At 67.7% G+C, this 14,473-nt stretch carries 12 protein-coding genes; 4 read left to right on the top strand and 8 right to left on the bottom strand.

Annotation, left to right across the window (positions count from 1 at the left end; genetic code table 11):
* Positions 1–41: 41 nt before the first annotated feature.
* Both guaB and ASF57_RS02000 read right to left on the bottom strand, forming a co-directional pair.
* Positions 42–1,535, bottom strand: coding sequence for an IMP dehydrogenase (guaB, locus tag ASF57_RS02005; RefSeq protein WP_056479350.1), 1,494 nt, complete (start codon positions 1,533–1,535; stop codon positions 42–44).
* 164 nt (positions 1,536–1,699) lie between these two features.
* Positions 1,700–2,602 (bottom strand): DUF3313 domain-containing protein, encoded by a 903-nt coding sequence (locus tag ASF57_RS02000; RefSeq protein WP_056189065.1) that lies wholly within the window; start codon positions 2,600–2,602, stop codon positions 1,700–1,702.
* 305 nt (positions 2,603–2,907) lie between these two features.
* Between ASF57_RS02000 and ASF57_RS01995 the strand changes: the two genes are divergently transcribed.
* Positions 2,908–4,323, top strand: a complete 1,416-nt coding sequence (locus ASF57_RS01995; RefSeq protein ID WP_056479347.1) for an MFS transporter — start codon at positions 2,908–2,910, stop codon at positions 4,321–4,323.
* Between the two features lie 3 nt (positions 4,324–4,326).
* Here ASF57_RS01995 and ASF57_RS01990 read toward each other — a convergent pair whose 3' ends face one another.
* Positions 4,327–4,854, bottom strand: coding sequence for a DoxX family protein (locus ASF57_RS01990; RefSeq protein ID WP_056480164.1), 528 nt, complete (start codon positions 4,852–4,854; stop codon positions 4,327–4,329).
* A 78-nt stretch (positions 4,855–4,932) separates the two neighbouring features.
* Positions 4,933–6,102 carry a multidrug effflux MFS transporter gene (locus ASF57_RS01985; protein ID WP_156375942.1) on the bottom strand — a complete coding sequence of 390 codons (1,170 nt, stop codon included), beginning with the start codon at positions 6,100–6,102 and terminating at the stop codon, positions 4,933–4,935.
* Between the two features lie 390 nt (positions 6,103–6,492).
* Between ASF57_RS01985 and ASF57_RS01980 the strand changes: the two genes are divergently transcribed.
* From ASF57_RS01980 to ASF57_RS01970, 3 genes are all read left to right on the top strand, one after another.
* Positions 6,493–7,896 (top strand): serine hydrolase, encoded by a 1,404-nt coding sequence (locus tag ASF57_RS01980; RefSeq protein WP_082503624.1) that lies wholly within the window; start codon positions 6,493–6,495, stop codon positions 7,894–7,896.
* 199 nt (positions 7,897–8,095) lie between these two features.
* On the top strand, positions 8,096–9,616 hold the full coding sequence (gene adh / locus ASF57_RS01975) for an aldehyde dehydrogenase (RefSeq protein ID WP_056479344.1): 1,521 nt from the start codon (positions 8,096–8,098) through the stop codon (positions 9,614–9,616).
* A 124-nt stretch (positions 9,617–9,740) separates the two neighbouring features.
* Positions 9,741–10,166, top strand: a complete 426-nt coding sequence (locus tag ASF57_RS01970; RefSeq protein WP_056189080.1) for a DUF779 domain-containing protein — start codon at positions 9,741–9,743, stop codon at positions 10,164–10,166.
* A 55-nt stretch (positions 10,167–10,221) separates the two neighbouring features.
* On the opposite strand, the gene ASF57_RS01965 is transcribed toward ASF57_RS01970, so the two are convergent.
* The 4 genes from ASF57_RS01965 to ASF57_RS01950 form a co-directional block, all read right to left on the bottom strand.
* Positions 10,222–11,442, bottom strand: a complete 1,221-nt coding sequence (locus ASF57_RS01965; RefSeq protein WP_244476772.1) for an alpha-hydroxy acid oxidase — start codon at positions 11,440–11,442, stop codon at positions 10,222–10,224.
* Positions 11,443–11,783: 341 nt separating this feature from the next.
* The gene (locus tag ASF57_RS01960) at positions 11,784–12,500 is read right to left on the bottom strand and encodes an RlmE family RNA methyltransferase (RefSeq protein WP_056189087.1); all 717 of its coding nucleotides are present in this window, start codon (positions 12,498–12,500) and stop codon (positions 11,784–11,786) included.
* A complete protein-coding gene (locus tag ASF57_RS01955) occupies positions 12,497–13,627 on the bottom strand; it encodes a Ppx/GppA phosphatase family protein (protein ID WP_056189090.1) in 1,131 nt (376 codons plus the stop codon). Before ASF57_RS01955 ends, ASF57_RS01960 begins: the two co-directional genes overlap by 4 nt.
* 157 nt (positions 13,628–13,784) lie before the next feature.
* Positions 13,785–14,255 (bottom strand): response regulator, encoded by a 471-nt coding sequence (locus tag ASF57_RS01950; RefSeq protein ID WP_056189093.1) that lies wholly within the window; start codon positions 14,253–14,255, stop codon positions 13,785–13,787.
* Positions 14,256–14,473 lie beyond the last annotated feature (218 nt).

Below are 14,473 nucleotides of genomic sequence, written 5' to 3'. Positions count from 1 at the left end.
GCGCGGAGCGGTGACGACCGAGACCGGACGAGGATGCCGGCTCAGGCGCGACCCGGGTAGTTCGGGCTCTCGCGGGTGATGGTCACGTCGTGGACGTGGCTCTCACGCAGACCCGCATTGGTGATGCGGATGAACTGCGCCTTCTCCTGGAAGTCGGGGATGGTCGGGGCACCGACATAGCCCATGGCGGCCCGCAGGCCGCCCGCGAGCTGGTGCAGCACTGCCGCCACAGGCCCCTTGTAGGGCACCTGCCCCTCGATCCCCTCGGGGACGAGTTTGTGGGTGTCGCTGACCTCGGCCTGGAAGTAGCGGTCGGCGGAGCCGCGCGCCATGGCGCCCACCGAACCCATGCCGCGGTAGCTCTTGTAGGAGCGGCCCTGGTGCAGGAACACCTCGCCGGGCGCCTCGTCGGTGCCGGCCAGCAGCGAGCCCAGCATGGCGACCGAGGCCCCGGCCGCGATCGCCTTGGCAAGGTCGCCGGAGTATTTGATGCCGCCATCGGCGATGACGGGCACGTCGGCGCTCTGGGCCGCCTCGACCGCCTCCATCAGAGCGGTGAGCTGCGGCACCCCGACGCCGGCGACGATGCGGGTGGTGCAGATCGAGCCCGGCCCGATGCCGACCTTGATCGCGTCCGCGCCGGCATCGATCAGCGCCTGGGCGCCATCGCGGGTGGCGACGTTTCCGGCGACGATCTGGACGGTGTTGGAGAGCTGCTTCACCCGGCGTACGGCGTCGAGAACCTTGATCGAGTGGCCGTGGGCGGTGTCGACCACGATCACGTCACAGCCGGCATCGATGAGGCGCTCGGCCCGTTCGAATCCGCTGTCGCCGGTGGTCGTGGCGGCCGCCACCCGCAGGCGGCCCTGCTCGTCCTTGACGGCGCCCGGATAAGCGACCTGCTTCTCGATGTCCTTGACGGTGATGAGGCCGATGCAACGATAGTGGTCGTCGACGACGAGCAGCTTCTCGATGCGGAACTGGTGCAGGAGGCGCTTGGCCTCGTCCTGGCTCACGCCCTCCCGCACCGTGATGAGCCGGTCGCGGGTCATCAGGTCGGCCACGGTCTCCGACGAGTTGGTGGCGAAGCGCACGTCACGGTTGGTCAGGATGCCGACGAGCTTGCCGCGCGAGCCGTTGGGGCCGCGCTCGACCACCGGGATTCCGGAAATGCGATTCTGCTTCATCAGCGAGAACGCGTCGGCCAGGGTCTCGTCCGGGTGGATGGTGATGGGATTCAGCACCATGCCGGACTCGTATTTCTTGACCAGGCGGACCTGCTCGGCCTGCTCGGCCGGCTCGAGGTTACGGTGAATGACGCCCATGCCGCCGTTCTGCGCCATGGCGATGGCCATCGGCGCCTCGGTGACGGTGTCCATGGCCGAGGCCAGGATCGGCAGGTTGAGATGGATGGACCGGGTGAGCCGGCTCGCGATCTTCACGTCCGAAGGCATCACCGAGGAAGCGGCGGGACGCAGGAGGACGTCGTCGAAGGTCAGGCCCTCGATGATGGAATCTGCGGTGATGCGAGCCATGAACCAACTCCGGAACGGGTGCCTGCGCCGGGCCTTGCGGGCCGTCCGGCGTCAGTGGGTTGGCACGGGCCAGTATCACGCGGGGGGAACCGGCGCAAAGCCGCCGGTCAGCCTGCGCCACAGAAAAAGGCGCTCTGGGCGCCGTTCTCCGGTAAGGGTTGCGCCTAGCGCAGGCTGTAGGGGGCGCCCGGAAGACCTTCCGCCGGTCCCTTGTCGGTCCATTCCGGGGGCGCACCGACGTAATCGCCGAGGATACCATCGAAACCGGGGGCGCGACCAAAGGCTTCGCAATCCGGATCGAGGGGCGCTTCGCCTAAAGTCGTCACGCGGACGCGGTCGTAGGTCGGCAACGTGAGCGGTGCCTTGAACGGGTCCTGGCCGGTCGCGAGATAGAAGCCGAAATCCTGCCCGAACTCCCCGGCGAGGTCATAAGCGTCGCTGGCCGGCGAGAATCGCGCCTGATTGGTGAAGGCGTTGGTGGCACCGCCCCACACCATGGCGGCGCGCTGCGTGTTGCGGCTGTCGAGGGCCTCGGCCTCGACGGTCAGGCTTCCGAGCCCGATCGGGATGCGCGGGATCGGGATGCGCCCGACGGCCGTCGCGAACCCGGCGCCGAGCTGTGACGCGACGGTGATGCCGGCCGAGGTGGCGATCGTGGCGCCAGCGGCCGGCACGTTGGTGAGGTCGATGCGGGTGACGGCCGAGCGGACCGTCAGGTCGGCCTTCCGCCCGGACACCACGTCGTAGCGCAGGGACAACTCGTAGCAGAGGGCGCGATCGGCGGCGTTGGCAACGAGCTTGCGTTCCGCCGGCGTCAGACCGGGGGCGACCGCCTCCGGGAACGTCGTGGGCACGATCCGCACGGTCCGGGTCTGGGCCAGAGCTGCCTGATCGACGAAGATTCGCGACGAGCTGGCCGTTTCGTCGCTGGAGACCAGACGATCGTAGCGGGTCAGCGATCCGGCCTCGGTCAGGATCACGGTACCGCATCCGGCAACCGCGGCCGCCAGAGCAAAGCAGGAGACGAAGCCCGCCAGCCTGCGTCGATGTTCGAACCTCGGGAGCATCGGTGACTTTCTTGAGGACGCGGAGGAGAGCGCCCGGCACGGCTCCGAGGCGGAGTCGCGCGGCGCCCTATCATGCCGTCGAGCTTAGCGACTTCAGCAACAATGTGGAAAGCCGCGCGCCCCTCGGGAGGGCCAATGCTGACGGGATGTGGCCGCAGGGCCACGCTCGTCGGAGCCTCGAACCCTGCACGTACGGCATGGCATTTTCATCCAGCCTGATCCGTCACCGGCCGATCCCTTGCGATCGGCGACGAGACCCCAGCTAAGAAGCGTCCGAACCGCTCGCCGCGACATAGATGGCTCGAATGCGCACGTCCCAGATCGTCCCGCTCGTGGTCGCCACGGCCCTGTTCATGGAGAACACGGACTCGACCGTCATCGCCACGGCCCTTCCGGCCATCGCCCAGAGCCTAGTTGAGGATCCGATCGCCCTGAAGCTCGCGCTGACCGCCTACCTGGTCAGTCTCGCGATCTTCATCCCGATCAGTGGCTGGATGGCCGACCGGCTCGGGGCCCGAACCGTCTTTCGGGCGGCGCTGGCGGTCTTCATGGCTGGCTCGCTGGCCTGTGCGGCCTCGGATTCGCTGGCTGGCTTCGTCGCCGCACGATTCTTCCAGGGCATCGGAGGCGCCATGATGGTGCCGGTCGGCCGCCTCGTGATCCTGCGCAGCGTGCCGAAGAGCGAGCTCGTCAGCGCCCTCGCCTATCTGACGATTCCGGCGTTGGTCGGTCCGATCCTGGGGCCGCCGATCGGCGGTTTCATCACGACCTATTTCGACTGGCGGTGGATCTTCTTCATCAACATTCCGATCGGGATCGCCGGGATCGTGCTGGCGACGTTCTACTTCGAGAACATCCGCGAGGCGGAGCGCCCGCCCCTGGACGTCGTCGGCTTTCTGCTCTCGGGCCTGGGCCTTGCCACGGTGATGCTCGGGCTCGCCTCGATCGGGCGACATCTTCTGCCCGCCTCCCTGTCCTGGGGCTGCCTCGTGGGCGGTATCGTGCTGCTGGTGCTGTACCGCCGGCACTCCCGGGGCATCGCCCACCCGGTGATCCGCCTCGACCTGCTGCGCTACCCGACCTTCCGGGCGGCGGTGACGGGCGGCAGCCTGTTCCGCATCGGCACTGGGGCGATCCCCTTCCTGCTGCCGCTGATGCTGCAGATCGGCTTCGGTCTCGACCCCCTGCGTTCGGGGCTCATCACCTTCGCGGCGGCGGCCGGCGCCCTGCTGATCAAGCTCATCGGCCCACGCATCCTGCGTACCTACGGCTTCCGTCGCGTGATGGTCCTGAATGCGCTGGTGGCCTCCGGCTTTCTCGCGGTGAACGGTCTGTTCACGGCCGAAACCCCGCACGCGGTGATCATCTGCGTGCTGCTGATCGGCGGCTGCGTTCGCTCGCTGCAATTCACCTGCGTGAATGCCATCGCGTATGCCGATCTGGAGACGCCTGACATGAGCGCGGCCACCAGCCTCGCCAGCGTGGCGCAGCAGCTCTCGCTCAGTCTCGGTGTGTCCCTCGGGGCCATGGCCCTGGAGGCGACGGCCGCCTATCACGGCCGCACCGACATCGTGGCGGGCGATTTCGGACCTGCCTTCTTCGCGGTCGCGCTGATCTCCGCCCTGTCGTTCTTCTCCTTCCGCCGGCTCAGGCCGGACGCCGGTGCGGAAGTGTCGGGGCACCGGATCGTCGCCGCCGAGCCCCGCAACGCGATGCCGTAGACCTCAGGCGGCGGCGCGTGCCGGGGTTCGCCCGGCGGCGGCACGCTTCGGCTTGGTCCCGGCCCGAGACGCCACGGATTTGGTGGACCCGGCCGACCGGGCCGCCGTTCCGCCGGAGCGGCCGGCTTCGCGCCAGCCCTGCCAGCTCCAGCGCCCCGGCCCGGTCAGTGCGTACATCAGGAAGCCGCCCGCCAAGCCGAAATCAGCCAGCAGGAGGGTGCGTTCGGCGACGGCGCTCGGCCCGGAAAACTGCCAGAACGGATGCAGCAGGATGGCCATGACGCCGACGAAGATCGCGAGGGCCGATCCGCTGAGACGCGGGAGTACGCCAAGCAGCAGGGCCGCTGGCCCGAACACCTGAACGATCACCGCCGCGGTGGCGAAGGCGTTCGGCGACGGCAGACCGGTCGCCGCCAGCGTGAGGGCGAAACCCGAGACGTTGAGGGCCCGGGCGATGCCGGTGGGCAGGAGCGCGGCGGCGAGCAGCAGCCGTGCGAGGAAGAGCAGTCCGTCTTGGGCACGGCCGGTCACGTATCGGGCTCCGTCTGACATCCGAGATGCGGAGCTTTGTCGGGACCGGCTGAAGACGACGTTAAGCGTCGGCGGTGCTCAACCCGAAACGCCGCCCCGGAACAGGCGGCCGCGCTCGGTCCAGGCCACCACCGCCAAAGCACCTGCGCCGAGGACGGCGTAGCCGATGCCGATCGGCAGGACCGAGCCGTCGAAGGCATGTCCGATCAGGAAGCCGCAGAAGGCGCCCAGAATCGTGGTGTAGAAGCCGAGGAAGGACGAGGCGGTGCCGGCGATCTCGCCCAGGGGCTGAAGCGCCAGGGCGTTGAAATTGGGCATGGCGAAGCTGATCAGAAATTGGTTGGCCGCCAGGATCGAGAGAAACAGCGCCAGAGGCGGGTGGCCCTGATAGGCGAGGCCCGCGCCCACCTGCACCACCGCCACCACGACGAACAGGCTCAGGCCCGCATGCGACAGCGGACGCATGCCGAGGCGGCGCACGAGGCGGGCATTGACCAGGGTCGCGGCTCCCATCGCGCCCGCAACGAGGCCGAAGGCCAGGGGGAACAGGGCGCCGAGTTGGTAGAGCCCCGTGTCGAAGACCTGCTGGGCCGAGCCGACATAGCCCATGATGCAGCCGGTGAGCAGGCCGAGCGCCGTGGCATAGCCAACCGCGATCCGGTTCCGGAACGTGATCCCGACGGCCTGGGCGACGGCTGCCAGCGAGAATGGCCTCCGGTACTGCGGATGCAGTGTCTCGGGCATCCGCCAGGCGAACCAGACCACCAGGATTCCGGCCAGCGCCAGCATCGAGACGAAGACATAGACCCAGGAGCCGAACAGCAGCATCGCGCCGCCGACGGCCGGGGCGATCATCGGCACGATCAGGAACACCATCATGATCAGCGACATCACGCTCGCCATCTCGCGACCGGCGAAGCGGTCGCGCACGATGGCGGTGGACAGTACGCGACCGCTCGCGGCGCCGATGCCCTGGATGATGCGGGCCGCCAGCAGCCAGCCGAACGACGGTGCCACCATCGCGAGTCCGGTGCCGACGACGTAGATCGCGAGGCCAGCGAGCAGGACGGAGCGGCGGCCGTAGGTGTCGGAGAGCGGTCCGTAGACGATCTGTGCCGTGCCGAATCCGATCATGTAGACGTAGATCAGCAGTTGCAGGCTGTTCGGATCGACAACGCCGAATCGCGCCTGGATGGCCGGGAAGGCCGGCAGCAGGTTGTCGATGGAAATGGCGGTCACCGCCATCATCAGAGCGACGATGCCCACGAACTCGCCGAAGCCCGGTCCCTTCCAGGGCTGGGGCGCTGCGGCGCCGGTCGGTCCCGCAGGGGCGTGGAGAGTCGTGGCCGGGGGACTGGTCACCTGAAAACGGTCCTTCGAGGATGGGCGGGCCGGGGGGATGGGCGGGCCGGCCCGATCGTCATCGAGCCAGAACGCTCGCCCCGGCTGTTGGTGCCTTCCGCGCGCCGGCGCCATCGGGGCCGCCGCATGCCAGCCTCGCGGACGGATGGGCGCGCTCGCGCCACAATCGTCGCGAAGCGTGCCTCGACCTTTTCGCGTTACCGGCGGGAAGGTGTGGAATGGGGTCGCCGGACATCGCTTTCATCGGCCCGATGCGAGAGGTAAGGCCGCCAGCCCATGCCCGAGACCCGTCGCCGCATCGTTCAGCTCGCGCTCCTGGCCGGTCTCGTCCCGATCCGGACGGCTTTGGCCGGATCGCGCCGCTCCTTGGCAGACGAGGCCGACGCGCTGGTGCGGCCGTATGCGCGCGCGGGCTTGTTCTCCGGCGCCGTCATCGTGGCCCGGGACGGTGTCGTGCTGTTCCGGCAGGCGTACGGCGCCGCGAATCGCGAGTGGGACATCGCCAACACGCCCGACACGCGTTTCCGCATCGCGTCCCTGAGCAAGCAGTTCACGGCCGCGGCGATCCTGAAGCTGCAGGAGGCGGGGCAGATCGGCCTCGACGATCCGGTCTCCCGCTATATGCCGGGCCTGCCGGCGGGCTGGGCGCCGATCACCGTGCGGATGCTGCTCGATCACCGCTCGGGCTTGCCCAACGTGACGGCGCTCGCCGATTACGACAGTACGATCGCCCGCGTGGCGCGCCAGCCAATGGAGGTGGTCGGCCGGCTGTTCGGCGAGGCGCTGCTGTTTCCGGCGGGCTCGGCACAGGAATACAGCAACACCGGATACATCCTCCTCGGCGCCGTGATCGAGCGCCTGACCGGCGAATCGTTCGCGGAGGCGCTGCACGGCCTCGTCCTCGGCCCCGCCGGACTGTCGCGGACGGGCGACGCCGATCCCGAACGGATCGTTCCCCACCGGGCCGTCGGCTATCATCGCGTGGCCGGGCAGTGGCGAAACGCGACGCCCGTCACGGCCGCGGCGGCGCTCGGCGCCGGGGGCCTGGTCTCGACGGTCGACGACCTCGTGGCGTGGGATCGGTCTCTGCTCGGAGGCCGCGTCCTCGGACCCGCCGCGATGGCGGAGCTGGTCAAGGACGAGGGGTACGGCTACGGGCTCGGCCTGTATCTCGGGCAAGCCTATGGGGCGCGGCTCTGGTCGCATGGCGGGTTTCTACACGGCTTCTCGGCGATCAAGGACACTTATCCGGATCGCGGCCTGACGATCGTGGTGCTCGGAAACACCGAGACGACACCGGCCCAGACGCTGTCGCGACGCCTCGGGGCGCTCGTTCTGGAGCAATCCGAGGCGACCGGGATCGTGGTGCCGCCGAACGTACTCGACCGCTACGCCGGATCGTATCGCACCGGCCCGCGGTCCATCGTCCGGCTGACGCGTGCGGGCGACGGACTGGTGGCGCAGGGGACCGATCTGCCCCGGCTGGTTCTGGCTCCCGAGAGCGACCGGGTGTTCGTGGGCGGGGACGGGACCCGCATCGCCCTCGACATCGAGCCCGACGGGCGGGCGACCGGCCTTATGCTTGACGCACCGGGCCAAACCTGGGCCGGGCCGCGCATCGATTCCCGCACGGCCCGCCGGATCTCGACGCGGCGTCTCGCCCGGGCGATCCAGCCCTGAGCGACCCACCCTCCGGGTCGCCAACCCGTCGAAACCGGACTAGCATCCGGATGCCGGCCGGGACGCCATCCCGGACACGGGTGCGTTCCAGCCTGCGGGCTCCGCCGCGCGGTCGATCTGTTGGCCAAAAGTCCATCTTGATTTGACGCGCCGCCTAGCCTTGGCTGCGGTTCATAAAAACAAACCAGGAGGATACGCGATGAACAAGCCGGAATTTCTGAATCAGGGCACCAAGTCCCCGTTCTCGGCCCGGTACGAGAACTTCATCGGCGGCCAGTGGGTCTCGCCCGTCGCTGGCCGCTACTTCGAGAACACCTCGCCGATCACCGGCCGGGTGATCTGCGAGGTCGCCCGCTCGGATGCCGCCGACGTCGATAAGGCGCTGGATGCCGCCCATGCCGCCAAGGAGGCCTGGGGTCGCACCGCGCCGGGCGAGCGCGCCCGAATCCTGAACAAGATCGCCGACCGGATGGAGGACAATCTCGACCTCATCGCGCTGGCCGAGACCTGGGACAACGGCAAGCCGATCCGCGAAACGACCCACGCCGACATCCCGCTGGCCATCGACCACTTCCGCTACTTCGCCGGCTGCGTCCGCGCGCAGGAAGGCTCGATCTCCGAGATCGACCACGACACCGTCGCTTATCACTTCCACGAGCCGCTGGGCGTCGTCGGGCAGATCATCCCGTGGAACTTCCCCATCCTGATGGCGGTGTGGAAGCTGGCGCCGGCGCTCGCGGCCGGCAACTGCGTCGTGCTGAAGCCGGCCGAGCAGACGCCCGCCTCGATCCTCGTGGTAGCCGAGCTCATCGCCGATCTGCTGCCGCCGGGCGTGCTCAACATCGTCAACGGCTTCGGCCTCGAATGCGGCAAGCCGCTGGCCTCGTCGCCACGTATCGCCAAGATCGCCTTCACGGGCGAGACGACGACGGGCCGGCTGATCATGCAGTACGCCTCCCAGAATCTGATCCCGGTGACGCTGGAACTCGGCGGCAAGTCGCCGAACATCTTCTTCTCGGACGTCGCCAATGAGGATGACGACTTCTTCGACAAGGCGCTCGAAGGCTTCACGATGTTCGCCCTCAACCAGGGCGAGGTCTGTACCTGCCCGAGCCGCGCGCTCGTGCACGAGTCGATCTACGACCGCTTCATGGAGCGGGCGATCAAGCGCGTCGAGGCGATCACGCAGGGCTCACCCCTCGACCCCGCCACGATGATCGGCGCCCAGGCCTCGTCCGAGCAGTTGGAGAAGATCCTCAGCTACGTCGATATCGGCCGGCAGGAGGGAGCCGAGTGCCTGACCGGCGGCGAGCGCAACGTGAAGGACGGTGAGTTCGCGGAAGGCTACTACATGAAGCCGACGGTATTCCGCGGCCACAACAAGATGCGGATCTTCCAGGAAGAGATCTTCGGCCCGGTGCTCTCGGTGACGACCTTCAAGGACGACGCCGACGCGCTCTCGATCGCCAACGATACCCTCTACGGCCTCGGCGCCGGCGTCTGGACCCGCGACGGAACCCGTGCCTACCGCTTCGGCCGCGCCATCCAGGCCGGCCGCGTCTGGACGAATTGCTACCACGCCTATCCGGCCCACGCGGCCTTCGGCGGCTACAAGCAGTCCGGCATCGGCCGCGAGAACCATAAGATGATGCTCGACCACTACCAGCAGACCAAGAACATGTTGGTCAGCTACTCGGCGAAGAAGCTCGGCTTCTTCTGAGACCGGCGAACCGTTCGGGACCCGAATGAGACTTGCCCCGGCCGGCAACGGCCGGGGCTTTTTCGTTCCCGTGCTCGTCCCCTGCCCTATCTGTCCGGACAGACCTGTTCACGGAGACCCCGCGATGACCGCGACCGCATCCCTCGATCCGAATTCCGCCGATCAGGCCGGCGCGGACGGTACGCCCCTGCGCGTCACCGCAACACCGGCGGCAGTCGCGCTGATCGAGGAATTGCGGGCCGACCATGGGCCGGTGATGTTCCACCAATCGGGTGGGTGCTGCGATGGCTCGTCGCCGATGTGCTACCCGGTGGGCGATTTCCTGACCGGCGACAGCGACGTCCATCTCGGCACGGTGGCGGGGGCCGATTTCTGGATCAGCCGGCCCCAGTTCGCGGTCTGGAAGCACACGCACCTCATCCTCGATGTGGTGCCGGGGCGCGGCGGCATGTTCTCCCTGGAGAACGGACGCGACAAGCGCTTCCTCATTCGCTCACGGCTGTTCACCGAGGCCGAGAATACGGCGTTGGCGGGCGCCTGTCGGATCTAAAGTCGATCGACGAACGTCACCTTCCCGGACGACAGCGGTCCGGGAAGGTATTGGATCAGGCGCGGCTGATGCTGACGGGGGTGATCTCGGAGAGCTTGGTGGCTCCAACCTGGCGCATGATCGTCTCGAACTCGCGCTGCATGATCGCCAGAACGGTGGTGACGCCCGGCTCTCCGAAGGCGGCCAGACCCCAGACGTAGGGCCGGCCGATGCAGACCGCGTTGGCGCCCAGCGCCAGGGCCTTGATCACGTCGGTGCCACGGCGGAAGCCGCCGTCGATCAGGACCGGGACCTTGCCGTTCACCGCCTTGACCACTTCCGGCAACGCGTCGATCGTCGCCTCCAGGCTCTCCTCGGCGCGTCCGCCGTGATTCGATACGATCAGGGCATCGACGCCATAATCGAGGGCCTTCTTGGCATCCTCGTGCGTGACGATGCCCTTGAGGACCAGCTTACCCTTCACGATGCCGCGCAGGCGTTTGACGTAATCCCAGGTCATGCCGGTGCCGTAGAGGTTCGTCACCTTCGACACGTCGATGCCGTCGAACATCGGCTTGCGGCTGACTTCGTTCTTGAAGCCGGGCGTGTGGCAATCCGAGCAGTTGCGGGTGTCGAGGCGGCGCTCTCGGAACAGCGTCTCGGTGTTACGGCCACCCTGGCGATCCACGGTGAGGACGATGGCGGGGGCACCGGCCTTCTCGGCTCGCTTCACCAGGGCCTCGGTTACGGCCCAGTCGTCGGTCGGGTAAAGCATGTACCAGACCGGCGCGCCACGCTCCTTGATCACGTCCTCGATCGACGTGCTGCCCACGGTCGACAGGATCATCTGGTGACCCTTGACCTTGGCGCCGCGGGCCACGGCGGATTCCGCCTCCGGATGGAAGGCGGCCTGGCTGCTGACCGGGGCCAGCACGATCGGGCTCGCCCAGGTCTCGTCGAAGATCTTCACGGTTGTGTCGATCTTGCGCACATCGACCAGGCGACGGGCACGGATGCGGATCTTCTCAAAGCCGTCACGATTCGCCTTGAGCGTCTCGTCGCCGTCGACGCCGCTGGCGAGGTATCCGTAATGTGCCGGCGGGAGCGCCTTCTTGGCGGCCGGCTCGAAGTCGAACACGTTGAGGGCTTGGGTTGGGGAATCGATGATGTCGCCGACATTGCCCGGCGACTGACGCAGGACATCGTAGCTCTGGGCCATGGCTGCATCGGTGCCGAGGGCCGAGAGGCCTGCCAGGGCCGTGACGAGACCGGGGGCGACGACCGGACTTGCAGACAAGAACTCCAAGAACTTGCGGCGGTGGAGCAGTTTTTCAGTCTCGGAACCAGGCTGAATTTGAAACGTCTCGGTCATTCAATGGGCTCACACAGCGATCTCGCGGAGATGCCGTCCTGCACCATCCCTGTTGCGATGCGCAACACAGGCTCTATGCGTTATATGTCAATCTCTCGGCCCGGGATTGCGACGTTATATTGCAGCTGTAGTCTTTGGAATGATAATAAACCGATGGTAAGATCGCGGGCGTAGATCTCGGCAGTCTAAAGGTCTGCACTCACATTCGTGCTGCATTGCATCAAACGCATCGTGGCTAAGCTTCGATCGGTCGGGTCGCGGCGCCGTCAGGCGTCATCCCGATCAGCGGTTTCGCCGGTCGGGCCCCGATACCCCGAGGCGAGGACGTAGAGTTCGCTGGAATCGGCCCGGCTGGCGTTCGGCTTGACGTGGCGCACGGTGGCGAAGTCGCGCTTCAGGTCGGCCAGCAGCGTTCCCTCGGTGCCGCCCTGAAACACCTTGGCGAGATACGATCCGCCGGGTGCGAGGATCTCGCGCGCGAACTCGGCGGCCGTTTCGGCAAGCCCGATGATCCGCAGGTGGTCGGTCTGTTTGTGACCGGTGGTGTTGGCCGCCATGTCCGACAGCACCAGATCGGCGCGCCCGCCGAGCAGGTCGGTCAGCAGCGCCGGCGCTTCCGGCGCCAGGAAGTCGAGGGTGATGAATTCGACGCCGACCATCGGCTCGATCTCCAGGAGATCGATGCCGACGATCCGGCCGGTATCCCCGACGATCTTGGCCGCGACCTGCGACCAGCCACCGGGCGCGGCGCCGAGATCGACGATGCGCTGCCCGGGCTTGAGCAGTTTGAAGCGCTCATCGATTTCGATCAGCTTGAAGGCCGCACGCGAGCGATAGCCTTCGCGTCGGGCACGAGCCACGTAGGGATCGTTCAGCTGCCGCTCGAGCCAGCGCTTCTGCGAGGCCGTGCGGCCCCGCCCCGTCTTGACCCGCTGCTTGAGTTCGCCGCGCAAACCCCCGCTGGCACCACGCCTGTCACTCACCGGTAGCTCCCACGGCGCCAGACGCCGTCCTCACGCATCATGTTCATCAGCAAGCCCTCGCGCAGGCCGCGATCGGCGATCCGGAGGCGGTCGGACGGAAAGGCCCGGCGAATGGCCTCCAGGATGGCACAGCCGGCCAGCACGAGATCCGCCCGGTCGCGACCGATGCAGGGATTGTCCGCGCGCTGGTCGAGGCGGGTGTCGAGAAGATCGTCGATGGCATCGCCGACTTCCGCATCACTCATCCAGAGGCCGTCCACGCGCCGACGCTCGTAGCGGGCGAGGCGCAGGTGCATCGCTGCCAACGTGGTCACCGTACCGGAGGTGCCGAGCAGGTGGAAGTGCCGCGCATTCGCCGCCGGCGCCGCCCGGATGGCGAATCGCGCGAGCAGGTCGGCGACCTCCTCGACCATGCCCTCGAAGGTCAGGCGGGTGACGTCGCTGCCACCGTGCCGCTCGGCCAGCGTCACGACCCCGACGGGAAGCGAATCCCAGGCGCGGATGCGCAGGGTGGGGTCGGCAGAGGGGTTGGTGGCTGCCCCGTCGAGCCAGGCGATCTCCGTCGAGCCGCCGCCGATATCGAAGATAACGACCGACTCGGAATAGGGGTCGGCCAGGGCCGCACAGCCCGTCACCGCCAGATAGGCCTCGGTCTGACGGTCGACGATCTCCAGGTCGAGCCCGACTTCACTGCGCACGCGCTCGACGAATTCGGCGCCGTTGACTGCGAGGCGACAGGCTTCTGTGGCGATGATCTTGGCGCGCAGCACGCCGCGCGCTTGCATCTTGGCGCGGCAGACGCGAAGCGCCTCGAGAGTCCGCTCGATCGCCGGCTCGCTCAGCCTGTCGGAGCTGCCGAGCCCCTCGCCAAGGCGCACGATGCGCGAGAACGCATCGATGACGCGAAAGCCGTGCGAGGCCGGCTCGGCGACCAGCAGGCGGCAATTGTTGGTGCCGAGATCGAGGGCCGCGTAGGCGTTGCGGCGCTGCGGGCGACCGGCCGGACCCTGTGCTTCGACGCGGGCCGACTCCACACGGGGAGCCTCGACACGCGCGAGCGGAGCCGGCGACGGCTTCTTCCCGCCATTCGGGCGGGCCGGCAGGGTCGCGGCGCTCTCTTCCCTCATCGGCCGAGCCGAAATCCTCGATCATGGCCCCAGGCGGAGAGCCGGACCAACATTCCGCAAGGACGCTACAGGTCTCCCCGACAAACTGCAAAGCCTCGATAACAGAGGCGCGTGGATGGCGGATGATTCCGGCGGCCCGACCGGAGCGAGGGGAAATCTAACCGAGTTTGCCGGCCGCCGCCATGCGCGGGACGGGGCGCAGCAGGCTCTTCACCTGCGAGAACGGACGCGGGCGGTTGATGACTTCATCGAGGCGCGACCAGAGCGTCTTCGGCGAGAACGGCTTCGCGATGATCTCGTTGACCCCCAGCGAGATCGCCCGATCCACCACGTTCCGGCGTGGCTGGGCGAGCATGAGAATGATCGGCACGGTCGGCGACGGAGAGGTCGTCGGCGTCCGGGCGAGGCGGATGAACTCCTCCCCGGAGAGAATTGCCAGATCCCAGTCGATGATGGTCAGGTCGGGCTTGCTTTCGGCCAGGACGCCGAGGGCCTCGGCTCCGTCCGGCGCCTCGAGCACGCGCTTGATCCCGACGCGCATGAGCATGTCGCGCACGATGCGACGGATGTAGAGGCTTTCGTCGACGACGAGGGCCGAGAGATCCGGGAAGCTCGGTGTGGCGATCATGTGTGAGGGTCGGACCGGTCGGCTGGCGCAGGCGTGCTCCGGCAACAGCTTAGCCGGACCGGCCTTTGCGCTTTGCTAACGCGCGACGACAAATTGCAACGATCGCACAGGCGCCTGAAAATTGCCCAAACGCGAGGCATCGGCGCCCGCAGCTCGCCGGTGCGCTAAAAAGCTACGCATTTTGCCGCAGGAAAGTTACGGAACCCTGACGAACCCGG

Source organism: Methylobacterium sp. Leaf117 (assembly GCF_001422985.1).
GTDB lineage: Bacteria > Pseudomonadota > Alphaproteobacteria > Rhizobiales > Beijerinckiaceae > Methylobacterium.
Note: the sequence above shows the minus strand (reverse complement) of the source record. Positions and strands in the feature narration are given on the sequence as shown.